This window comes from Streptomyces sp. NPDC020681 (assembly GCF_044334895.1).
In the GTDB taxonomy this organism is placed as follows: Bacteria; Actinomycetota; Actinomycetes; order Streptomycetales; family Streptomycetaceae; genus Streptomyces.
Window position 1 is genome coordinate 45,265 of record NZ_JBIRTX010000027.1, and the last position, 21,722, is coordinate 66,986.

Annotated in this window: 17 protein-coding genes; 6 read left to right on the top strand and 11 right to left on the bottom strand. The window is 70.3% G+C overall.

Annotated features, from left to right (window positions below):
• Positions 1 to 5: 5 nt before the first annotated feature.
• The 4 genes from ACH4YL_RS36770 to gntD all read right to left on the bottom strand — a co-directional run bounded on the left by ACH4YL_RS36770 (position 6) and on the right by gntD (position 6,877).
• Entirely contained in the window at positions 6 to 3,281 is a 3,276-nt protein-coding gene (locus ACH4YL_RS36770) for an amino acid adenylation domain-containing protein (protein WP_398511878.1), read from the bottom strand.
• A complete protein-coding gene (locus ACH4YL_RS36775; protein ID WP_398511879.1) occupies positions 3,278 to 4,576 on the bottom strand; it encodes an MFS transporter in 1,299 nt (432 codons plus the stop codon). Before ACH4YL_RS36775 ends, ACH4YL_RS36770 begins: the two co-directional genes overlap by 4 nt.
• Positions 4,573 to 5,778: a pyridoxal-phosphate-dependent aminotransferase family protein gene (locus tag ACH4YL_RS36780; RefSeq protein ID WP_398511880.1), complete on the bottom strand. Its 1,206-nt coding sequence runs from the start codon at positions 5,776 to 5,778 to the stop codon at positions 4,573 to 4,575. Before ACH4YL_RS36780 ends, ACH4YL_RS36775 begins: the two co-directional genes overlap by 4 nt.
• A gap of 64 nt (positions 5,779 to 5,842) precedes the next feature.
• Positions 5,843 to 6,877: a guanitoxin biosynthesis L-enduracididine beta-hydroxylase GntD gene (gene gntD / locus ACH4YL_RS36785; RefSeq protein WP_398511881.1), complete on the bottom strand. Its 1,035-nt coding sequence runs from the start codon at positions 6,875 to 6,877 to the stop codon at positions 5,843 to 5,845.
• 316 nt (positions 6,878 to 7,193) lie between these two features.
• Here gntD and ACH4YL_RS36790 point away from each other — a divergent pair, with 316 nt between their 5' ends.
• Positions 7,194 to 7,406: an MbtH family protein gene (locus ACH4YL_RS36790; RefSeq protein ID WP_398511882.1), complete on the top strand. Its 213-nt coding sequence runs from the start codon at positions 7,194 to 7,196 to the stop codon at positions 7,404 to 7,406.
• The gene (locus tag ACH4YL_RS36795; RefSeq protein ID WP_398511883.1) at positions 7,407 to 8,357 is read left to right on the top strand and encodes a D-2-hydroxyacid dehydrogenase; all 951 of its coding nucleotides are present in this window, start codon (positions 7,407 to 7,409) and stop codon (positions 8,355 to 8,357) included.
• 82 nt (positions 8,358 to 8,439) lie between these two features.
• Here ACH4YL_RS36795 and ACH4YL_RS36800 read toward each other — a convergent pair whose 3' ends face one another.
• Positions 8,440 to 9,435, bottom strand: a complete 996-nt coding sequence (locus ACH4YL_RS36800; RefSeq protein ID WP_398511884.1) for a TauD/TfdA family dioxygenase — start codon at positions 9,433 to 9,435, stop codon at positions 8,440 to 8,442.
• A 266-nt stretch (positions 9,436 to 9,701) separates the two neighbouring features.
• Here ACH4YL_RS36800 and sbnA point away from each other — a divergent pair, with 266 nt between their 5' ends.
• Both sbnA and sbnB read left to right on the top strand, forming a co-directional pair.
• Entirely contained in the window at positions 9,702 to 10,694 is a 993-nt protein-coding gene (sbnA, locus tag ACH4YL_RS36805; RefSeq protein ID WP_398511885.1) for a 2,3-diaminopropionate biosynthesis protein SbnA, read from the top strand.
• Entirely contained in the window at positions 10,687 to 11,685 is a 999-nt protein-coding gene (gene sbnB / locus ACH4YL_RS36810) for a 2,3-diaminopropionate biosynthesis protein SbnB (protein ID WP_398511886.1), read from the top strand. Before sbnA ends, sbnB begins: the two co-directional genes overlap by 8 nt.
• A 13-nt stretch (positions 11,686 to 11,698) precedes the next feature.
• On the opposite strand, the gene ACH4YL_RS36815 is transcribed toward sbnB, so the two are convergent.
• Positions 11,699 to 12,391, bottom strand: coding sequence for a LuxR C-terminal-related transcriptional regulator (locus ACH4YL_RS36815; RefSeq protein WP_398511887.1), 693 nt, complete (start codon positions 12,389 to 12,391; stop codon positions 11,699 to 11,701).
• 166 nt (positions 12,392 to 12,557) lie between these two features.
• On the opposite strand from ACH4YL_RS36815, the gene ACH4YL_RS36820 reads away from it, so the two are divergent.
• Both ACH4YL_RS36820 and ACH4YL_RS36825 read left to right on the top strand, forming a co-directional pair.
• Positions 12,558 to 12,965, top strand: coding sequence for a nuclear transport factor 2 family protein (locus tag ACH4YL_RS36820; protein WP_398511888.1), 408 nt, complete (start codon positions 12,558 to 12,560; stop codon positions 12,963 to 12,965).
• A 110-nt stretch (positions 12,966 to 13,075) separates the two neighbouring features.
• Positions 13,076 to 16,069: an AfsR/SARP family transcriptional regulator gene (locus tag ACH4YL_RS36825; RefSeq protein WP_398511889.1), complete on the top strand. Its 2,994-nt coding sequence runs from the start codon at positions 13,076 to 13,078 to the stop codon at positions 16,067 to 16,069.
• Positions 16,070 to 16,084: 15 nt separating this feature from the next.
• Here the strand turns inward: ACH4YL_RS36825 and ACH4YL_RS36830 are convergent, their stop codons facing one another.
• The 5 genes from ACH4YL_RS36830 to ACH4YL_RS36850 all read right to left on the bottom strand — a co-directional run bounded on the left by ACH4YL_RS36830 (position 16,085) and on the right by ACH4YL_RS36850 (position 21,649).
• The gene (locus ACH4YL_RS36830; protein WP_398511890.1) at positions 16,085 to 16,249 is read right to left on the bottom strand and encodes a hypothetical protein; all 165 of its coding nucleotides are present in this window, start codon (positions 16,247 to 16,249) and stop codon (positions 16,085 to 16,087) included.
• Between the two features lie 178 nt (positions 16,250 to 16,427).
• Positions 16,428 to 17,210 carry a thioesterase II family protein gene (locus ACH4YL_RS36835; protein WP_398511891.1) on the bottom strand — a complete coding sequence of 261 codons (783 nt, stop codon included), beginning with the start codon at positions 17,208 to 17,210 and terminating at the stop codon, positions 16,428 to 16,430.
• A gap of 14 nt (positions 17,211 to 17,224) precedes the next feature.
• Positions 17,225 to 17,989, bottom strand: coding sequence for a thioesterase II family protein (locus ACH4YL_RS36840; protein ID WP_398511892.1), 765 nt, complete (start codon positions 17,987 to 17,989; stop codon positions 17,225 to 17,227).
• Between the two features lie 21 nt (positions 17,990 to 18,010).
• A complete protein-coding gene (locus ACH4YL_RS36845; protein ID WP_398511893.1) occupies positions 18,011 to 19,306 on the bottom strand; it encodes a cytochrome P450 in 1,296 nt (431 codons plus the stop codon).
• Between the two features lie 3 nt (positions 19,307 to 19,309).
• Positions 19,310 to 21,649 (bottom strand): amino acid adenylation domain-containing protein, encoded by a 2,340-nt coding sequence (locus ACH4YL_RS36850; protein ID WP_398511894.1) that lies wholly within the window; start codon positions 21,647 to 21,649, stop codon positions 19,310 to 19,312.
• Positions 21,650 to 21,722 lie beyond the last annotated feature (73 nt).

Sequence of the window (21,722 nt, forward strand, 5' to 3'; positions counted from 1 at the left end):
TGTCGCTAGCTGCGGGAGGCGGGCGTGATCCGGTAGCGGCTGCGGTCCAGGCTGCGGATGGTTTCCCGGGCGGGCGCGGTGCGGCGCGCGTCGGCGTCGGCCGCCAGCTCGGCCACGGTCGGCGCGGCGAACACGGCGGGCAGCGGTAGTTCCGTGCCGGTGCGGGTGCGCAGGCGGGCAATTGCCGTCGCGGCGTGCAGGGAATGGCCGCCGAGGTCGAAAAAGTTGTCGTGCCGCCCGATCCGCTCCACCCGCAGCAGCTCCGACCAGATCGTGGCGATGAGCTGTTCGGTGCCCGGCCGCGGCGGCTCGTACGGGGCGCGCGTGGCCGCGTCCGCGAGGTCGGGCGCCGGGAGCGCGGCGCGGTCCAGTTTGCCGTTGGCTGTGAGCGGCAGCCGCTCCAGCTCGACGATCGAGCCGGGCACCATGTGCGCCGGAAGTATGCGGCCCAGATGGCCGCGCAGTGCGGCGGCGGGCGGCGCCGGTGTGGCGGCCGGGGCGACGACGTACGCCACCAGCCGCTTGTCCCCCGGTATGTCCTCCCGGGCCACGACGACGGCCTGCGCCACCTGTTCGTGCGCGCACAGCGCCGCCTCGATCTCGCCCGGCTCGATGCGGAAGCCGCGCACCTTCACCTGGTGGTCGGTGCGGCCCAGGTACTGCAGTTCGCCGTCGTCCGTACGCCGTACCAGGTCGCCGGTGCGGTACATCCGGGCGCCGGGCTCGCCGTAGGGGTCGGGCCGGAACCGGTCCGCGGTCAGTGCCGGCTGGTGGAGGTATCCGCGCGCCACACCGGCTCCGCCCAGGTACAACTCGCCGGCCGCTCCGGCGGGCACGGGTCGCAGGTACGGGTCCAGGACTTGCGCGGTGGTGCCCGGCAGCGGGCGTCCGATCGGCGGCGGGCCGGTCCACGGGGCGGTCCGCGACGCCTGGTCGGTGGACCACGCGGTGGCGTACACGGTGGCCTCGGTGGGCCCGTAGGCGTTCACGACGCGGGCGCCCGGCGCGGCAGCGAGCGCGGCGTCGACGAGTGGGCCCGGCAGTGCCTCGCCCGCCAGGACGACCGTGCCGGTGCCCTGCGGCAGCCGGCCCTGCTCGAGCACCGCGGTGAGCGCCGAGGGCACCGCGCTGACCAACGTGGCGCGCGCCGCGTGCGGTTCGCGCTCGGCCAGCGCCAGCGCATCGCGCAGTATCTCGACCCGGCCGCCGCAGGCAAGCGGCGCGAACAGCTCGAACACCGAGACGTCGAAGGTGAAGGAGGTGGTGCACACCGTCCGGGCCAGCCGCTCGGCTCCCAGTTCGGCCACCGCCCACCGCACCAGGTTCACCGCACTGGCGTGTTCGACCACCACGCCCTTGGGCCGGCCGGTGGATCCGGAGGTGTGGATGACATACGCGGGATTGTGCGGTCCCGCCGCTGTCAGCGGCGCGGCCGCGCCGGACGGCCGGCCCTGATCGGTCGCCGCCTGGGCCCGCAGGTCCACCGAAGTCAGTACGAGCGTGGGCTGCGCGTCTTCCAGCACCGCGGCGATGCGCTCCGGCGGATGCGCGAGGTCCACCGGCAGATACGCTCCACCCGCCTTCAGCACCGCGAGCAGGGCGACCACGGTGTCCGCCGAGCGTTCGAGCGCCACGGCCACCAGATGCTCGGGGCCGATGCCCCGCGCGCGCAGCCCGTCGGCCAGGCGCGTGGCCCTCTCGTCCAGTTCGGCGTAGGTCAGGTTCACTCCGTCGCAGGACAGGGCCGGTGCGTGGGGTGTGCTGCGGGCCTGCTCCTCGAAGAGCGCGTGCAGCGTGGTGGCCGCGCCGTCCGTCGGCGCACCGCGGCCCTGGGCCAGCAGCCGCTGCGCCTCGCCGGGCAGCAGCAGGTCCAATTCACCGGTGCGGGCATCCGGGTCCGCCGCCACGGCCGCCAGCAGCTGCACGTACCGGGCGGCCAGCCGCTCGATGGTCTGCGGGTCGAAGAGGTCGCCGCGGTAGCCGAGGGTTCCTTCCAGGGTGTCGGGACGCTCCAGGAGGTCCAGCACCAGATCGAACTTCGCGTCGAAGGTCGCGACGGGGTAGTCCTCGCTCTCCACACCGGGCAGCCGTACTGGCTCCGCCGCGCTGTCGCTCTGGAAGACCAGCATGGTCTGGAAGAGCGGGTGGTGGCTGAGGGTCCGCTGCGGTGCGAGGGCTTCCACCAACTGCTCGAAGGGCACGTCCTGGTGGGCGAATGCCTCCAGCGTCGCCTTCCTGGTGTCCGCCAGCACCTCGCGGAAGGACATCTCGGGTGTTGTACGGCCCCGGAGCACGACCGTGTTGACGAAGTAGCCGATCAGGCCGTCCAGTTCGCTGTGCCCGCGGCCGGAGACCGGTGTGCCGACGCTGACGTCCCCCTGGCCGGACCAGCGGGCCAGGAGTACCTGGTAGGCGGCCATGAGCACCATGAACGGCGTGCTGCGCTCGGCGCGGGCCAGCTCGCGCAGCCGCCGCGTGGTCACCGGGTCCAGGGTGAAGCGGCACTGTCCTCCGGTGTGCGAGGCGACGGCGGGCCGCGGCCGGTCCGTCGGCAGCTCCAGGAGCGCCGGCGAACCGGCGAGCCGATCACGCCAGTACGCCAGGTCGCCTTCGTGCGCGCCGGAGTCCAGCCGCGCCCGCTGCCACAGCGCGTAGTCGGCGTACTGGATCCGTACCTCCGGCAGCGGGGACGGCCGGCCGGCGGCGTAGGCGGTGTACAGGGCGGTGAGTTCGTCGTGGAATACACCGATCGAGGTGCCGTCGCCGACGGTGTGATGGCAGCTGAGCACAAGGATGTGGTCGTCGTCGACGCGCAGCAGGAGCGGTCGCAGCAGCGGCCCGGCGGCCAGGTCGAACGGTGCGGCGACGTGGGCGGCAGCCGCGTCGCGTACCTGCTCCGCAGCGATGTCGCGGACGGTCAGGACGACAGGGCCCGGCTCCTCGACGATCTGCACCGGCAGCGGGTCGGCGGCGGCGAAGCGGGTGCGCAGCACCTCGTGGCGTCGCACGATCTCCGACAGCGCCTTGCGCAGGGCTCCGGCGTCGAGCGTGCCGCACAGTCTCAGCGCCCAGCCCATGTTGTACGTCGCCCGGTCCGCGCCGGTCAGCAACTGGTCGACGAGCCACAGCCCCTGCTGCGCCGGAGACAGCGGCACGGGACCTGAGGAGGTGCGCGGCCGCAGCTCGTCGGGCCGGTGCTGCGGCGGAACTGTCGCGCCGCCACCTTGCCGCGCCGCGCGCAGGTTCTGCAGCAGCCGCTGCTTCTCGGGCGTGAGTTTCATCGCGAGTACTCCTTCGCCGGCTCCACCGGTGTGGTGCGCGCCTGGGTCCGCTCGGTCAGCAGGGTGGGGGCCAGGGCCAGGGTGAGTACCGCCGTCACCGAGCCGATCAGCAGCATGTGCTCGACCGACACGATGGCCAGCAGGCCTCCGGCCATGGCGAATCCGATGCTCTGCGCCGCGACGAGCGTGCTGAACGCCTCGGTCATGCGGCTTTCCGGCACGATGTGGCCGGGCGCCTCGTTCATCACGGTGTTCAGCGGTGCGGTCCACACACCGAGCGCGACGAAGGCGATGGCCAGGCCGATGTAGCCGTCGACGAGTGCGATGGCCAGACTGCTGGCGATCATGAGGATCATCAGGATGACGGCCTGGCGGACGAAGCTCGTCCGGATGCGGTTGCTGTACCAGGCGTAGGCGAAGCCGGCGACGGCACTCGCCGCGCCCAGCAGGCCGGTGAGGATCGCGGCGTCGGTGGTGTCGCCGCCGTCCAGCGCCACGCGGGGCAGGACGCCGACTTCGGCGGTTCCCAGCAGGTGCCCGAAAGCCAGCGTGACCAGCACCCAGAACACGAACTTGCCGTTGCGCCACAGGCCGGCGGAGGCGCTCACCGCGCTGTGGCCCACGGCCGGTTCCTCGACTCCGGCGGGCGAAGGTCCGCCGGTGGGGCCGTCCTCGTGGGTGGTGGTGTCGACCGGTGCGGGGCCCATCGTGCGGGGGTGGAGGAGGACGGCGCCGCCGAGGGTGGCCACGCCCATCGCGACCAGCGCGTAGATCGGGTCGGCGAGCGCGCACAGTGCCACCGTGAACGGTGCGGTGATGACGACGAACTCCACGGCGATGGAGTCCAGCGACAGTGCCGGCCCGATCAGGTGCTTGGGCACGGTCTTGTTCAGCAGCGTCCTGGTCGCTCCGCTGACCCCGGACGTGATCACCGTGCCGATCAGGACGCATCCCAGCAGTGCCCACTCCGGTGCGTCCTGGACGAAGGCGACGGGCAGCAGCAGGCGCGCGCCGGCGCCGAGCACCAGCACGCGCGGGGTCCACTTCTCGGTGCCGATACGGTCCAGGAGGCGGCCGCACAGCGGGCCCGCGACGACTCCCGGCAGGACCGCCGCACCGACCAGCAGGCCGCCCAGGGCAGGACCGCCGCTGTGCTCCATGCTCATCACGACGAACGCCATCGGCGCCATGATCGGCGGCAGTCGCAGCAGCATGGTGGCCAGCACCCAGCGCCAGTAGCGTGCGCTCCTGACGAGTTCCAGGACCGGCTTGTCGGCCTTGGCCGGCGTCGTCATGACGCCTCCGTCGCGGTCGCGCGCGGTGCGCTGATCAGCGTGCGCGCGTCGGCAGTACGGGAGTTGGCCGCGGCGACGGCGCGCAGTGCGGCGGATGTGGCACTGCCGGGTTCGACGGAGTGTCCGAGGTCGGCGAGGCCCATTTCGACGGCGGCCAGCGCGGTCAGGACGTCGAAGACGTCGATGTATCCGCAGTGGCCGATCCGCAGGACGCGCCCGGCCAGCCGGCCCTGTGCTCCGGTGAGCTGGATTCCGTACCGGTCCAGGATGTGGTCGACCAGTGCGCCGCCGTCGATGCCGGCCGGCAGTTCGGCCGCGGTGACCGAGGCGTGGCGGTCCTCGTCCGGGGAGAACAGGCTCAGGCCCAGTCCGCGTACTCCGGCGCGGGCCACCCTGCCGAGCAGGATGTGCCGGTCGAACACCGCCTCCATGCCCTCCTCGTGCATCTGCTGCAACGCGATGTCGAGCTGGCTGATGAGGCTGATGGCAGGGGTCCACGGGGTGCGCGGCACATCGGCGTGCAGGGCGTCGCGCGCCTCGTCCCAGTCGAAGTAGTAGCGCGGCAGTGCGGCCCGTGCGTGCAGCTCCCATGCGCGCGGGCTGACGCTCGCGAAGGACAGGCCCGGCGGTGTCATCAACGCCTTCTGGCAGCCGCCGACGACGACGTCCACGCCCCAGTCGTCGGTCCGCAGTGCGCAGGCGCCGACGCCGGATGCGGAGTCGACGACGGTGACCAGTGGGCCGGTGGCGCCCGCGAAGCCCTCGATGTCGTTGACCATGCCGGTGGAGGTCTCGCAGTGCACCGCGATCGCGGCGACCAGGCCCGGGGTGCGGGCGGCGGCCGCGATCCGGTCGAGGTCCAGCGGGCTGCCCCAGTCATGGTGCACCTCGGTCACGCGCAGCCCGAACCGGGTGGCCATGTCGACCCAACGCGCTGCGAATGCACCGTTGTTGACGACCAGGACACCGTCGCCCGGCGAGAAGAGGTTCTGCATCGCGCCTTCGAAGGCACCGGTCATGCTGGAGGTGAACAGCAGCAGGTCGTTGCGGGTGAACAGGGCGCGCTTGAGGTTCTCGGTGACCCGGGTGAACACCTGCGCGTACGCGGCGGTGCGCTCGTCCTCGACAGGAAGCACGGCGGCGGCCGTGACCTGCGGAGGCGTCGGCGTCGGCCCCGGAACCATCAGCCGGTACTTCTTCATACGTCGTCAGCTCGCAATCGCTTCGAGGACTGTTCTGGAACGTTCGGGCGACGGGACGAGGCCGTCAGAAAATGACCCGGGAAGCGGCGCTGACCCGGGCGGCGCGGGACTGGCGCAGGTCGCGGGTCACATTGACCCGGCGCAGCCAGCGGTCGCGGCCGTCGAAGCGTGCCGCGAAGGGCTTCCTGCCGTGCACGGACTTGTAGTTGTCGATGAACAGCGCGTCGCCCGGCTGCAGGACCACTCCGGTGAGCTTGTCGTCGATCTCCTTGACGAACGCGTCGAAGGCCGACATAGCGAGCGGGTCGTCGTCCACACGGTCCATGAAGTACGGATCGAGCCGGCCGTACGGGGCGTTCGGGTCGCCGAAGAGCACCGGCGTCTTCTGCGGCGAGGTGCTCATCTCCTCGACCCAGGCGAAGCTGCGCTCCAGCAGCTCCGCGGGGGCGTCGATGCTGTTGGACTCGCCGCGGTTCTTGGCCAGGTGCGACTCGTCGGGCCTGATCACATAGCGCGGCTGGGTGAGCGTGTGGACGATGTCCTCGTCCAGTTCCAGGTCGTCGAAGGCGGCGTAGGTGGTCTCCACGCCGTCCGGGTTGCGCAGGCACATCAGGCCGACGTAGTGCGCCCGGTAGGGGTGGAAGGCGTCCTCGGTGTGCCACCACAAGGGCGCTTCGGTGGAGGAGTTGATCTGTTCCGTCTCGTGTCCCTTGATCGGGATCACGTCGTGCAGCAGCCGGCCGTCCTGCTGGGTGGCCCAGGCCACCGGATCGCCGAGCAGCGCTGCGCACAGCAGCAGGAACAGGTCTTCGCGTGCGGTGCGTGCGCCGCCGCCCAGGTCCGCGGCGCCCCAGTGCGCGGGGGTCTCGCCGATGGCGTCGTCGTCGACGCGGAATCCGGTGAACACGCAGCCGCCCGCGGGCTCGTGAAGCCGGTAGTGGTTGGCCTGGAGGCGTACGTTGCGCGGCATCTCCTGGGCGTAGACCGTGAGTTGGTCGAGAAAGGCCGGGTCGTCCAACTGCTGGTGGCTGCCGAGGATCCCGGTGAGCAGGGCGTCGATCCGGCTTCGGTCGTCATCGGTCAGTTCTATGGTGAACATCTCAGCTCCTTCGGCGGCGCATCGGCACACGGATCCGCAGGCATTGCGTTCCCAGCAGGTTTCCTCTGCAGTTTCCTCTGCCCCGACGGTAGGAAAAGGCGCAGTGCACGGTCAATTCACAGTTCGAATCATCGGTTCCTTCACGTTCCGTTGAGTGCTCTCAACGAAATGATGAGACGGCGTACATCGGTCACGGTCGACGCCTGCTGCCGCGCCGATAGGCTCTGTGCCACCGACCCGAACCGCTATTTCCCATGCACTGTCATGGGAAGCGGAATCCGCCGGAAGCGGCCGTCGACTGATTAAGGAGAGCGACATGTCCGAGACGCAGGAGATCCAGCAATTCCACGTGGTGGTCAACGGCGAGGAGCAGTACTCGATCTGGGCGGCGGACCGTGCCCTGCCGGCCGGCTGGAATCTCGGCGGGCTCACCGGCACCCGGGAGGCGTGCCTGGAGCACATCGAGCAGGTGTGGACCGACATGCGGCCGCTCAGCGTGCGCCGGCACGCGGAAGCCGCGGCGCGCTGAATGACCGCGAACGACCGTGTCCGGGTGCGGACCTTCGGCGCTCCGGCGAGTGAGGCCGCGAAGCACGTCGCGGCCGCCTGGCCGGACGCCGAAGTCCTCGGTGACACGTCGGACGGCGACTTCTCGGCTGCGCTGGTGTGGGACTGCGATCCCGGGGAGCTCGCCGGTTTCCTGGACGCGCAGCCAGCCCTCGCATGGCTGCACACCACCGCGGCCGGCCTGCCGCCGGAGGTCTTGTCACGGCTGGCCGGGCGCGAGGGGCTCACGGTCACCAACGGAGCCGGCACGCACGGCGATGCGGTGGCCGAGCACGTACTGGCACTGACCCTGGCGCACTGCAAGCGGCTGCCTCAACTGTTCGACGCCCAGCGCACGAGCCGTTGGCAGCCGCCGGTCGCCCGCGAACTGCGCGGTCTGCGTGCCGGGATCGTGGGTCTGGGCGACCTGGGCCGTGCCACGGCGCGGCTGCTGAGCGCGTTCGGCACCGAGGTCGTCGGGCTGCGGCGGGGCGAAGGCGCCGTCGCCGAGGTGTCCGCCACCTATCGGTCCGATCAGCTCGACGCCTTCTGCGAGGGCCTGGACCTGCTGGTCGTCGCGGCGCCGCTGACCGAAGGCACACGTGGCCTGATCGGCCGCCGGCAACTGGCCCGGCTGCAGCACGGCGCGTTCCTCGTCAACGTCGGCCGCGGGCCGATCGTGGACGAGGAGGCTCTCCTCCACGCGGTGCACACCGGGCAGTTGGCCGGTGCCGCCCTCGATGTGTTCGCCACGGAGCCTTTGCCTGCGTCCTCCGCACTGTGGTCGACGCCGGGGGTGCTGATCACTCCGCACTGCGCCGACACCACGGCGGAGACGGACCGCCGCTGCCTCGATCTGGTCCTGGACAATATCGCCCGGTACCGGTCCGGGCGGCCGTTGCGCAATGTCGTGGACCCGCAGCGCGGCTACTGAAATCCACCACAGCCGAAAACGGTGTCCCCACCCTCCTTCAGGGGTGGGGACACCGTTTTCGGCTGTGGTGGCGGATGGTCCTTCACATGGGCAGCGGCAGCTGCGTCCGGTAGGCGTCCACCTGACGCTGCTGGTAGCCGTGTTCGCGCTGTTCCCGCTCGGGCCGGGCCTGCGGCGAGCGGACCAGGACGCGCTTGAGCCAGCGGTCGGTGCCGTCATAGCGGGGCTGGAAGGCGACGCGCCCGTGCACGGCCGCGTCATTGTCGATGATCAGCAGGTCGCCCGGGGCCAGCGGCACGATGAAGCTGCCGTCCTCCAGGGCACGTCCCAGCTCCTGGTAGGCGGCGCGGAAGGCGGCGTCTTCCGTCAAGTGCTGTGTGTACGAAGGGTCATAGCGCAGTCCGAGGCTGCCGCGGCGCGGCCACAGGGTCGCCATGCCGATCCGCTCCCGCAGTTCGGCGTGGTCGTCCTCGTAGCTGTCGTCCGGCAGGATCACCACCTGGGGCTCCAGCAGCCGGCCGATGTCCCGCTCGCCGAGCTTCGCGCTGGCCACCGTGGACAGCCGGCTGCCCACGGCGTCCGGGTTGCGTACGCAGGCGAGCAACAGCAGGTCGGCACGGTCCGGATGGAAGGCGTCCTCGGTGTGCCAGGCCAGCGGTGTGGTGCTGCTGGCTCCTATCTGCATCTCCTCGCAGCCCGGGCTCGGCAGGATGTTGTGCACGATCCGGCCGTCCTGCTGATCGGCCCAGCCGAACACCCTGCCCACCAGCGAGGCGACCATCGCCAGGCCGATGTCGAAGGGTGCGCAGCGCTCCCGGTCGGTCTCCCTCCAGTGCAGCGGAGTGGGCCCCTGGTCGCCGAACTCGGTGAACAGCCCTCGGACCACGCGGTAGCCGACCCCGGGGTCCGGCGGCCGCACCGCCGAGTTGAGACGCGCGGCGAGGACATCCGGCAGACAGGCACCGGCGTCGGCGAGCACCGTGTCGCCGAGTGCGCCTTCGGCGGCGAATTCGCCGGCCGCCGCCGCTAATGCGCGACGGCTCTCGATGTCCAGGTCACTGATTTCCTGCACAGGCATAAGAGCACCTTTCAGACCACGAGAATATCTGGGTTCTGCGCGGTCAAGAATCCGTGGCAACTTCACGCGGGTCAAGGAGAGTTCCGTCGACCGGCCAACAATCAGCGCGAAACACGAGAAGCACTCAACGGAAAGACCACACCCGGGTCTCGGTCTGCCGATGTGTACGCGGATTTACGGCTCCTATGCTCCTTCCAGAGCAATGCCTGTCCCACAGCAGCGCAGCGGTCGAAGGGAACCTAGTGATAGCGGATCACGCTTTCGAGGTGTTCAGTCAGCACGCCTTCCTCGCGTTGCCGGGTTTCACCGAAACGTTCAGCACCACGCTCAAGATCGAGGGCCTCAACCCGGCCGGCTCGATCAAGCTGAAGACCGCCCTCGGGCTCATCGAGGCACTGGAGCACAGCGGTCGTCTCGGATCCGGCAGCGCGCTCATCGAGTCGACGTCCGGCAACCTCGGAATCGCTCTGGCGTCGGTGTGCGCGGCAAAGGACTATCCGCTCACCCTTGTCACCGACCCCAACGCCAACCTGGCCAGCGTGCGCGCGATGAGAGCACTCGGAGCCGAGGTGATCGTGGTGACCGAGCGCGACAGCAACGGCGGCTACCTCCAGACCCGGATCGACTGCGTACGCCACCGTCTGGCCGCCGATCCCGCGCTGATCTGGACCAACCAGTACGCGCATCCGGCCAATCCGGCGACGCATCAGCAGCGCACGGCCCTGGAAATCGTGTCCGGTTTCGGCTTCCCGGACTGGCTGTTCGTCGGCGCGGGCACCGCGGGCACCTTGATGGGCTGCGTACGCGCCTTCCGCGAACTCGAGGCGCCCACAAGGATCGTGGCCGTCGATTCCGTCGGCTCCGTGACGTTCGGGCACGCGCCGCAGAAGCGTCTGATCCCCGGCCTCGGCAGCAGCCGGCGCTCGCAACTGCTGTGCGACGACGGCAGTTTCGAGAAGGTGCTGATCCCGGAGGCGGACACGGTGCGCACCTGCCGCCACATCGCCCGGCGGTACGGGCTGCTCGTCGGCGGCTCCACCGGAACCGTCCTCGGCGCGGTGGCCCGCCTCGCTCCGGTGATCCCCGTCGGAAGCCGCGTCCTGGCCCTCTCTCCCGACCTGGGCGACCGCTATCTGGACACGATCTACAACGACGACTGGGTGGCCGAACGGTACGGCGTCGAAGTTCTGCGGGCCGAGCCCGCCGCCGGCCGGCCGGAGCCATCCTTCCGGAAGGAACAACTGATCAACTATGCCTGAGTTCGCGATCGTCACCGGCACCCACATCGCCGAACTGCTCGACGGCCAGGACAGCCACGTCATCGAGCTGGTCCGCGAGGCGTATCTGACCCACCACGACGGCGACAGCGTCAACCCGGACAGTCACTTCCTGCGCTTCCCGCAGAAGCCGGACGCCCGGATCATCGCGCTGCCCGCCTATCTCGGCGGCAAGGTCGGCCTGGCCGGCCTCAAGTGGATCTCCAGCTTCCCGCAGAACGTACGGTCCGGACAGCAGCGCGCTTCCGCGGTGCTGATCCTCAACGACTTCGAGACCGGCTATCCGCTGGCCCTCTTGGAATCGGCCGCCATCAGCGCCGCGCGAACCGCCGCGTCCGCCGCGCTGGCCGCCATCACGCTCGGCACCGCCGCTCCGCGCTCGGTCGGTGTGGTCGGCGCCGGCCTCATCGCTCGAACCGTCTGCCGCTATCTGGCCTCGGCCGGGGTCGACCTGACCACGGTGCGCTGCCACGACCTCGACCAGCACTCCGCCGGCCGCCTCGCCTCGCATCTCTCCGACGCCCACGGCAGCCACGCGACCACCGGCACCCTCGCCGACGCCCTCGACTGCGACCTGGTCCTCCTCGCCACCACCGCCCCCGCGCCGTACATCGACGAACCCCACGCCCTGCGCCCCGGCCAGTTGGTGCTGAACATCTCGCTGCGCGACCTCGCCCCGCAGCTGCTGCTCACCGCGAACAACGTGCTCGACGACCTGGACCACTGCCTCAAGGCCAACACCTCACCGCATCTGGCCGAACAGCTCACCGGCAGCCGCGACTTCGTCACCGGGACACTCGCCGGTGTGCTGCGCGGCGAGGTGCCTCTCGACGCCCAGCGGCCCACCGTGTTCTCACCGTTCGGCCTCGGCGTACTCGATCTGGCCGTCGGCCATCACGTGTACCGCACCGCGGCCTCCTCCGGCCGGCTGCTGACCGTGCCCGGCTTCTTCGGCGACACCGCCCGGTGGTGAGGAACCGCACCGGTCACCACCAGTCGAGACCGAAGCTGTGCCCCAGCAGCACGGCTTCGGTCCGCGTCCGCAGATTGAGCTTGCTCAGTATGTGGTAGACGTGGCTGCGCACGGTGGCCTCCTGGATGTACAGGCGGCGTGCGATCTGCGCATTGGTAATGCCCTCTCCGAGTGCCGTCAGCACCTCGCACTCGCGGATCGTCAGCTCCTTGGCGGCATCGGCCGGGCTGTGCGTCTGCGAGGTCATCTTGCTCGCGGTCCAGCCGACCAGGATCTCCGCGATCGACGACGACAGGTATGTGCCGCCGCGCGAGGCCGCGACCACCGCGTCCCGGATGTCCCGGTCGCTGGTGCGCGGATCCACGTAACCCTGGACCGTCTGCAGTATGGCGCTGCGCAATGTGGAGGTGTCGTCGGGCCACAGCAGCACGACGACCGCCGGCGAACGGTCCCGCTCGGTACGGCCCGGTGCCGGAGTGATCACTGAAGGCCGGTCCTGGAGCTGCCTGGCCCCCATCAGCACCACGTCCGGCACGGCCCCGACACCGGCGAAGGCCCGCATGGATCCGTAGTCACCGATGACATCGATGAGAGGTGAGCTCTCCACAAGCGACCGGATGCCGGCCCGCTGGAGAGGATCGTCGTGGATGATCGCCGTCCGGACAATGTCCGTGGTCGGCACGTCAAGAACCTGATGCTCTGTCATGTCTGCTACCGGGCTCCCTACCTGATGATCTCCGATGTCCGTCAGCATCCGCACCTCTGCTATTGCGGCGGCATCGGCGCACCGGTCCTCCTGGCGATAGTGAGCCGTTAGTCCCGCAAAACCCGTGCTTGCCACACTTCCTGAGCGTTCTCAGGAAAGGAAAACGATGACAGACAACGGCATGCACCGATCCCTGTCCTCCGTAGCCGGGCTCACGGCCGCAGGCATCGACCATGTGCGGCTGGCCTACTGCTATCTCGCCGCCCCGGACCTCGACGGATATCTGTCGCTGCTGGACGCCGAGATGACCGTGCACCGGCCGGACGGCCCCGCGGCGCGAGGCCGCACGGAGGTCGAGGCCCTGCGCAGGCAGCAGCTACAGGGACGGAGCATGAAATTCACCGTGTCCGAGGTGTCGGGCACCGGGCCTACGGTGGTGGCCGTCGGGCACTACACCGGTGACGGGCTCCACGGGCACTACGCGGATGCCGAGTTCTGCGACCTTTTCAAACTGGCGCCCAGTGGACTGCTGTTGTCTCAAAAGACCTTCTTCTGCGTCACACCGTCTGCGTAGACTCCCACCGACGGGCGCCGTCGTCCTGTTGACCTGGCCATTGCCGTGGACCTGCGAGTGGCCGACGACAGAGTGACCGCCGCAGAACCGGGGGAAAGAGTTGATGTGGCGTGACAGCGGGTGACCCGTTCTCTCCGGCGTATCGACTTCTGGGGTCGCTGGAAGTGTCCGGCAGCGGCGGCAAATCGCTGAGAATTCCGCCGGGCAGACAGCAGACCATTCTCAGCGCGCTGCTGCTGGAAGCGAACCGTGTCGTCGCGATGGAACGGCTCATCGACATCGTCTGGGACGACGAACCGCCGTCCACCGCACGCACCCAGATACAGATCTGCGTCTCCCAGCTGCGCGGCAGCTTCGAGCGCATCGGCCTGGCAGAAACGATTCTGACGCAGCCTCCGGGCTATCTGCTGCGGGTCGCCGAGGGTGAGCTCGACCTCGCGCTGTTCACCGCGGCGGTGGCCTCCTCCGCGGCCGCGGCCGCACAGCGCGAGGACACCAAGGCGTCACAGGTACTGCGCGACGCACTTGCATTGTGGCGCGGACCCGCACTCAGCGGGACCACCAGCCGCCTCCTGGAGCCGGCCGCCGCGCAGCTGGAAGAGGCACGGCTGTCGGCGCTGGAGACCTGCGCCGACATCGATTTACGCCTGGGCCGCCACCACAGTCTCATCGGTGAACTCGGAGCGCTGGTCAGCGAGCATCCCTTGCGCGAGCGGCTGCGCGGACAGCTGATGCTGGCGCTGTACCGCGCCGGCCGTCAGTCCGAGGCCCTGGACACCTACCGCTCCGGTCGCGCCACGCTCATCGAGCAGCTGGGCCTCGAGCCCGGCGACGAGCTCAAGGCCCTGGAGTCGGCGATCCTGTCCGGCGAGGCCGAGCTGCACGCCGAGCCGCCCCCGCCCCAGGCGGAGCCCGCACCGCCGGAGCCTGCCGCGGCCGAGCCCGCCGCGCCCGAGCTGCCGATCCCCTTCCAGCTTCCGCGGGACATCGCCGACTTCACCGGCCGGGCGGATCTGATCGGCCACGCACGGCGGCTGCTCTGCGACGAACAGGACACCGACACGGCCACCCGGGTCGTGGTCCTCACCGGCAAACCGGGCGCCGGCAAGAGCACGCTCGCCGTGCACCTGGCGCACCAGCTCTTCGCCTCACACTTCCCCGACGGCCAGCTCTTCCGCGACCTCGGAGCCGCACACACCGTGCCGGCCACCGCCGAGGACGTACTGGGACGATTTCTGCGCGCGCTCGGCATCCCCGGCGAAGCCGTGCCGGAAGCGCTGGACGAGCGCGCCGAGATGTACCGGCAACTGCTCGCCCGCAAGCGGATGCTGGTCGTTCTCGACGACGTCGCGGACGAGAGACACATCCAGACGCTGCTGCCCGGCTCCAGCAGCAGCGCGGTGATCATGACCAGCCGGTCGCGGCTGACCGGGGTGGCCGGCGCGCACGTTCTCGAGGTCGACGTGTTCGACACGGAACAGGCCGTCGGCATGCTGAGGAACGTGGTCGGCGAGCAGCGGGTCGGCGCCGAACCGGAGGCCGCCGAAGCCCTGGTGCGTCTGGTCGGCGGGCTGCCGCTGGCGCTGCGGATCGTGGCCGCACGGCTGGCCGCACGGTCGCACTGGTCGCTGGCATGGATGCTGGAGCGGCTGTCGGACGAACGTCGTCGGCTGGACGAGCTGGCCCACGGCGAGATGATGGTCCGGGCCAGCCTCACCATGGCCTACGACGGGCTGGGACGCGACGCCCAGCGCCTGTTGCGGCTGCTCGGCCTCGTGGACGGCCTTCCCTTTCCGACCTGGGCGGCGGCAGCACTCCTCGACACCGATCTGTACGAAGCCGGTGACCTGCTGGAGAGACTGGTTGACGCGCAGCTGCTGGAGATCTCGGGCATCGACATCGACGGCAGTCCCCGCTACCAGTTCCACGACCTGGTCCGGTTGTTCGCCCGCGAACGGCTGAACCGCGAGGAGGACTCCGCCGCGCTCCGCTCGGCCGTCGAGCGCGTCGTCGGCGGCTGGATCGGCCTGGCTTCGGAGGCGCATCGCAGACTCTACGGCGGCGACTTCACGATCCTGCACGGCGAGGCGCCACGGTGGCCCCTGCCGCAGCGCACTGTGGACGCACTGCTCGTCGACCCGCTCGCCTGGCTGGACGCGGAGCACACCGCCCTGTGCGCGGCGGTGGATCTCGCCGCGCGCAGCGAGCTGGCCGAGTCGTGCTGGGACCTCGCGATCTCCTTGGTGACCCTGTTCGAGGCCAAGTGCTACTTCGACGACTGGGAGCGCACACACCTCACGGCGCTCGCCGCGGTACGCAGTGCCGGCGCGCGACGCGGCGAGGCGGCGCTGCTGTGCTCGCTCGGTTCACTCCACTTGAGCCGGTCGCGGACGGAGCAGGCCGAAGAGCATCTGGTGGCGGCCCTCGCCACGTTCGAGGACCTGGACGATGTGCACGGCATGGCGCTCGCGCAGCGGAATCTGGCGCTGCGCCACCACATCCGCGGCGAGGCCCAGCGGGCCGAAGTGCTCTACCGCAGTGCGCTGCGGAATTTTCAGCAGGCGGCGGATCCGATCGGCCAGGCCCATGTGCTCGGCCAGATCGGTCACATCCAGATGAACGCCGGCGACGAGGAGGCGGCGACGCGTCTCTTCCACGAGGCTCTGGGTCTGTGCCGTAAGGCCGGCGGCGCGCGGGTCGAGGTGCAGGTGCGCTATCGCCTGAGCGAACTGCTGATCCGTCAGGGTGACCTCGAAGGGGCGCGGTCGATCCTGCTGGAGCTGCTGGAGCGTGTGCAAGCCGGCCGGGACCTGGCGGGTGAGTCGCGCATCGTGCACCGTCTTGGCCTGCTGGAGTCCAGGCTCGGCCGTCATGATGCGGCGTACGGGCGGCTGCTCGAGGCACTTCAGTGCCGTGAGCGGATGATGGACCACGGTGGGTCCGCGGAGGTGCGGGTGGATCTGGCGGCCGTCCTGGTGAAGCTCGACGACCCCGAGCAGGCGGCGCATCAGCTGGATCGTGCGCGCTCGGCCTTCCAGGAGCGGGAGATGGCCGATGCGGTGCGGCGTACGGAGGAGTTGCTGGTCAGCCTCAGACGGGGCTGACGACCTGGGCTCCGGTCACGGGCCCCAGGGTGTGTCCTCGTCACCGCCGGTGGCGGTACTGGGGGCGGCGACGATCGCTTGGTCCGCGGTCTGGGCGTGTGCGGTGGCCGTGGCGACACTCGGCGCGATCAGCAGGGCCAGCATGACGATCCCGGCGCGAACCATGTGGGCGGTGTTCATCGACGTCTCCCGTTCTCGGACTTCAGTGGTGGGTCCTTGCCTTGCGAGAACGACGCTATGAGTGACGCGTATTACGCCCCTATCGTGCGGCCACCTCGGGCTTATCGCGAGGCGGCCCGCCGGGCTCGGCATCGCGGAAGCCGGCCGGGATCCACATCGTGAAGCCGGCCGGCAGCCTTCAGAGCGCGCCGAGTTCCTGCAGGTCATGCGTGAGTTCCGTGGTCACGGAGGGCAGTTCCTCGTTGATGAACAGGTGCCCTCCGGGCAGCACGCTCAGCCGGAAGTCACCGTCGCTCTCCTCTTGCCAGGCCCGCATCCGGTCCGCCGATGCGGATGGATCGTCCTGGCCCGCGAACGCGTGCAGCGGCGCTGAAAGCGGCGGCCTCGGCGTGTACGGGCAGGTCGCCACGGTGGTGAGGTCGGCTCTGAGAGTCGGCAGCATGAGGGCGAGCAGGTCCGGGCTTTCGAGCACGTGCTGGGGTGTGCCGCCGAGGTCTCGCAGATAGGCGACCAGATGATCGTCGGGCTTGTCCCAGGCCGGTACCTCGCGCTGCAGACGCGGTCCGGGGCTGGCTCCGACGAACAGCGCGGTGGGATCCGGCAGTCCCGCCTCGCGCACGGCGTGCGCCACATGGAACGCGACCTGCGCGCCCATGCTGTAGCCGAAAAACGCGTAGGGCCGGTCGATCCGCCGGCTCAGGGCCTGGGTGACGCCCTCGACCAGCGGCCCCATCCGGTCGTACGGGTCCTCGCGGAACCGAGCGTCGCGGCCGGGCAGCAGGATGGGCTCCACGCTCACCTCGGGCGGCATCAGCCGCGGCCAGGTCCTGAACATCGACGGGCTGCCTCCCGCATAGTGGAAGCAGAACAGTCGCAGCCGGGCTGTGCCACCGTCGGGGCCAACCTGCCGGAACCAGCGCTCGGCCGGAGCGGTGCGGGCCGGGCCCGCAAGTCCACTCATCGCGCGCCCCCCACTCACGCGGCCGTGTTGGCGCTCGACCCGGCGACCAGGTCCGCGGAAAGTACCGCGAGCAGGCGCTCCGGAGCCCCGGTGAACGTGTAGTGCTCTCCGTCGAGCAGTTCGTAGGTGGTATCGCCGCACACCGGCCAGCCGCCCATCAGCGTGTGCAGCAACTCGACGTCCTGGCGCCAGCCGATCGCGGTGAGCGGGCACGGCAGATACGTCGGATCGGCCACGTGGTACTGCTTGTTGGCCTCGATGTCCGCGCGCAGTACGCCCAGCGACAGTTCGAGCAGGCTGCGCACGGGCTTTCCGCCGAGCTCCACGACCAGCCGTCCCAGTTCGTCCAGCAGCTCCTCGTCGCTCAGGCCGAGGAACCGACCCGCCGGCCCGTCCTGCGGCGCGAGCTGCGAGGAGACGAACAACCGGGTCGGCGGTGTGTAGCCGCGCTCCACGATCCGTACGGCCGTCTCATAGGCGCCGAGCGCGGAGCCGCAGTGGCCGAACAGCCCATAGGGGCGGTCGAGATACGGCTGGAGCGCGTCGGCCAGGTCGTCGGCCATCGCCTCGTACGTGGCGTGCGGCTCCTCGCGCAGCCGGTTCTCGCGACCGGGCAGCTGCACGGCGCAGATCTCGATGCCGTCGCCGATGAACTGGGGCCACTGCCGGTACATGCTCGCGCCGCAGCCGGAGTACGGGATGAGGAAGAGGCGGGCCTTCGCGTCCGGACTGGGCTCCCGCAGGAACCATTTGTTGCGCATGCGTGCAGAGGTGGGCATCGTCCTGGTCTCCTCGTTGGGTCAGTAACCGACAGGTCCGCGCTCGGTCCGCAGCCGTGCGGTGATCGGCAGATGGCTGTGTCCCGCCACGAAGTTCGACCGCAGCAGCTGCGGCTTGCCCACCACCTCGAAGTCGCAGTAGCGGCTGAGCATTTCGGTGAACAGCAGCCGCAGCGTGACCTTCGCGACGGTGTGGCCCACGCAGAAGTGCGAGCCGACGCCGAAGGCGACGTGCCGGTTGGGCCGGCGCCGGATGTCGAAGGTGTACGGCTCGGCGAAGACGTCCTCGTCGCGGTTGGCCGAGCCGAGCCAGACCACCACCGCGTCACCGGCGGCGATCTGCTTGCCGCGCAGTTCCACGTCCTGCACGGCATAGCGCATGAAGTGGCTGGCCGGCGACGCCCAGCGCAGCGCCTCCTCGGTGCCGCGCACCGCCAGGTCGGGGTGGGCGGCCCAGTCCTCGAAGACTCCGGTGCGGGTCTGGGTGGCCATGGCGGCGCTGGCGACATGAGGTGTTGTGACGTTCGCGCCGAGCAGCAGGCTGTAGCAGTTGGACATGATTTCGCCGAGCGACATCTTCCGGCCGTCGAGGTCGATCGACATCAGGAAGCTGATCAGGTCGTCGCCCGGGGCCTTCTGCCGGGCGTGCACGGCGTCCTGGAAGTAGGCGAACAGTTCGCGGTGCGCGGTGGCGAGCGTGGCCTCGACGCTGTCGGCGAGCATGAACTCCGGGTCGTCCGGCGCGATGGCGGCCGTGGTGAGCCGGGTGAGCTGGGCCCAGTCCTCGCTCGGCAGGCCCATGAGTGTGCCGGTCACCGCCATCGGCATGGCGGTCATGGCCTCCGCGAAGTCGAAGACGCCGTCGGCCATCGGCTCGATGAGCTTGACGACCATCGCGCGGATGGTCTCGCGGTGTACCTCGACTGCCTTGATCGACAGGGCGCGTTGCAGTGGTTCGCGCATCCTCGCGTGGCTCGGCGGGTCGGTGACGGCCATCTGCTTGCCGCCCGCCGGGTCGTCGGTGCCAAGGATGTTGAGGAGTGTGCCGCGCTCGGAGGTGAACAGCGTGTGGTCGCGCAGCACGATCTGCGCGTCGTCGTACTTGGTCACGGACCAGAAGGGCTTGCCCGCCGGCGTGAACTGGCGGCTGACCGGGTCGTGCTGGCGCATGGCCCGCCAGACGGCGTGCGGGTCGCCTTCGCTGTGCAGCGTCGGGTCGGTGAGGTCGAAGGTCGCGTTGCGCATCGGGCAGCGGGACGGGGGCATCGTCATGGTCGCGGCTGCGCCGCTTTCGTGGGCGGTGGTTACTGCGGTCATGGTTCAGCCGCCTATCTCGTCAGCGAGGTCGGTAATGGTCGGCTGGAGGTAGAGCACACGTGCCGGCACGTCTACGGCGAAGGTGTCCTTGAGGGTGCCGAGCAGCTCTGCCACGAGCAGGGAGTGGCCGCCGAGGTCGAAGAAGTCGTCCTCGATGCCGATGGGTTCCACGCCCAGCACATCGCCCCACAGATCCGCGAGCCGCCGCTGGACCTCGGTGCGCGGCGCGACGAAGTCGTTCCACACGTTGCGCGGCACCCGGGTCGCGGCCGGCAGCGCACGGCGGTCGACCTTGCCGTTCTTGTTCAGGGGCAGTTCCGTGCGGATGAGGACGGCCCACGGCACCATCGCGGTCGGCAGGGTGGCGCGCAGCTTCTCGCGCAGCCGCGCGCCGATGCCCTCGGTGTCTTCGGTCCCCTTCGCGGCGGCCTCGTTCAGGACGACATAGGCGAGCAGCCGCTTTCCTCCGGCGTCGTCCGGCTGTCCGATGACGACCGCCTCGCGCACCTCCTCCATCCGGGTCAGTTCGGCCTCGATGGAGCCGGGTTCGACGCGGAAACCCTGGACCTTGAGCTGCTGGTCGGCGCGGCCGAGGAATTCCAGGGTGCCCTGCGGTGTCCAGCGCGCCAGGTCGCCGGTGCGGTACATGCGGGCGCCGGGGATGCCGGAGATCACGTCGGGGACGAAGCTCTGTGCGGTGGCGGCGGGCCTGTTGGCGTAGCCGCGGGCGAGCCCGTCGCCCGCCGCGTACAGATCTCCGCACACACCGGGCGGCACGGGCCGCAGGTCCGCGTCGAGTACGGCCACGTGGGTGCCGGAGATCGGGCGGCCGATGGGCACGGTGTCGCCGGTGGGTGCCGTGGTGGTGGTCCAGCAGGCGGTGAAGGTCGTGTTCTCGGTCGGTCCGTAGCCGTTGGTGAACGTCAGGTGGGGGTGGCCGGAGAGCAGCCGCGACAGGTGGCTCGGCGAGATGACGTCGCCGCCGGCCACCACGTGGCGCAGTCCGGCGAAGGCGTCCAGGTGCAGGGCGGCCATCTGGTGGAAGAGCCCGGCCGTCAGCCACACCACGGTGACCCGCTCGGAGGTGAGGGTCTCGGCGAGGAGGTCGACTTCCACTACGCCGGGAGGTGCGACCGCCAGGCGCGCACCGTGCACGAGCGGTGCCCAGATCTCCCACGTCGAGGCGTCGAAGGCGACCGGTGCCAGCTGCAGGAAGACATCGTCGGCGCTGACGTCGATCCAGTCCGGGTCGCTCACCAGGCGGGCGACCGCACGGTGCGGGACGCCGACGCCGCGCGGTTCGCCGGTGGAGCCGGAGGTGTAGCTGATGTACGCGAGTGCGTCGGGGTTCGAGGCGTGCGCGTCGGTCTCGGTCTCGGCGGGCGCGGTGCCGCTCGTGGGCAGGTCGGCGGGGTCGAGTGTCGGCAGCCCGTACACCGCGCCGTCGGCCGTGCCCCGGGTGGTGACGAGCAGCGCGGCACCGGAGTCGCGCAGGACCTGTTCGTGGCGCCGCCTCGGGTCCTCCGGGTCGAGCGCCAGATAGGCACCGCCTGCCTTGAGGATCGCGAGGAGCGTCACCACCAGCTGCGGCGAGCGGGACAGCAGGACGGCGACCACGCTGTCCCCGGCGATGCCGCTCTCGCGCAGCTTCTGGGCCAGCCGCCCGGCATTCTCATTGAGTTGACGGTACGTCAGCACTTCGGTGCCGCTGGTGACGGCCGGCGCGTCAGGGGTGAGAGCGGCCCGCTCGGAGATCAGCTCCTGGATGCAGCGCGCGGCCGGCGGCCGGCGGTCGCTGTGGCCAAGACGCAGCCAGTGGGCGCTCTCATCGACGGTGGCCAGGCGCAGCCGTGCGACGGCCGTGTCCGGATCGTGGGCCACGGCGTCCGTCGCCGCGCGCAGTGCCGCTTCGAGTACGGACGCCGCGGGCCCGTCGACGAGACCGCCTGCACCTGCTGTCACCGAGATGTGCGGCGCGTCGCCGTCCAGCACGACGGTGGCGACGGGGCCACTGAGCGCGGCGTCGGCCGAGGCGCCGTCGCGCAGCACCTCGAAACTGCCGGAGACCGCGGTGGCCGCGGCCTCGGCGGCCTCGTCACTGTCCTCCGGCACGAGCCCGCCCAGTTGCGCGGCGGCCCGACGGGCGACGGCCTCGACGGTGAGGTCGTCATCGAAGTCGACGGAGACCACGCCGACGCGCTCCTCGTCCGCGTCGGCCAGGCGGCAGTACACGGTGATGTGTTGCTGCAGGGTCCGGCGGTGGATCAGCACCAGGTGGGCGGCGAGCACGTTCTCCACGGTCGCGACCTGTTCCTCGGTCGGCCGGGAAGCCAGCTTGATCATCGGCGTCCTTCCACTGAGCGATGGCATCGGTACGGGCGCACCGGGGTGCGCCGAAAGGCAGGGTGTGGTGGGG

What these genes read in the sequence shown, in the direction of transcription:
- ACH4YL_RS36770 (WP_398511878.1), bottom strand. Translation starts at nt 3,281, where the DNA reads ATGAAACTCACGCCCGAGAAGCAGCGGCTGCTGCAGAACCTGCGCGCG.
- ACH4YL_RS36775 (WP_398511879.1), bottom strand. Translation starts at nt 4,576, where the DNA reads ATGACGACGCCGGCCAAGGCCGACAAGCCGGTCCTGGAACTCGTCAGG.
- ACH4YL_RS36780 (WP_398511880.1), bottom strand. Translation starts at nt 5,778, where the DNA reads ATGAAGAAGTACCGGCTGATGGTTCCGGGGCCGACGCCGACGCCTCCG.
- gntD (WP_398511881.1), bottom strand. Translation starts at nt 6,877, where the DNA reads ATGTTCACCATAGAACTGACCGATGACGACCGAAGCCGGATCGACGCC.
- ACH4YL_RS36790 (WP_398511882.1), top strand. Translation starts at nt 7,194, where the DNA reads ATGTCCGAGACGCAGGAGATCCAGCAATTCCACGTGGTGGTCAACGGC.
- ACH4YL_RS36795 (WP_398511883.1), top strand. Translation starts at nt 7,407, where the DNA reads ATGACCGCGAACGACCGTGTCCGGGTGCGGACCTTCGGCGCTCCGGCG.
- ACH4YL_RS36800 (WP_398511884.1), bottom strand. Translation starts at nt 9,435, where the DNA reads ATGCCTGTGCAGGAAATCAGTGACCTGGACATCGAGAGCCGTCGCGCA.
- sbnB (WP_398511886.1), top strand. Translation starts at nt 10,687, where the DNA reads ATGCCTGAGTTCGCGATCGTCACCGGCACCCACATCGCCGAACTGCTC.
- ACH4YL_RS36815 (WP_398511887.1), bottom strand. Translation starts at nt 12,391, where the DNA reads ATGACAGAGCATCAGGTTCTTGACGTGCCGACCACGGACATTGTCCGG.
- ACH4YL_RS36820 (WP_398511888.1), top strand. Translation starts at nt 12,558, where the DNA reads ATGACAGACAACGGCATGCACCGATCCCTGTCCTCCGTAGCCGGGCTC.
- ACH4YL_RS36830 (WP_398511890.1), bottom strand. Translation starts at nt 16,249, where the DNA reads ATGAACACCGCCCACATGGTTCGCGCCGGGATCGTCATGCTGGCCCTG.
- ACH4YL_RS36835 (WP_398511891.1), bottom strand. Translation starts at nt 17,210, where the DNA reads ATGAGTGGACTTGCGGGCCCGGCCCGCACCGCTCCGGCCGAGCGCTGG.
- ACH4YL_RS36840 (WP_398511892.1), bottom strand. Translation starts at nt 17,989, where the DNA reads ATGCCCACCTCTGCACGCATGCGCAACAAATGGTTCCTGCGGGAGCCC.
- ACH4YL_RS36845 (WP_398511893.1), bottom strand. Translation starts at nt 19,306, where the DNA reads ATGACCGCAGTAACCACCGCCCACGAAAGCGGCGCAGCCGCGACCATG.
- ACH4YL_RS36850 (WP_398511894.1), bottom strand. Translation starts at nt 21,649, where the DNA reads ATGATCAAGCTGGCTTCCCGGCCGACCGAGGAACAGGTCGCGACCGTG.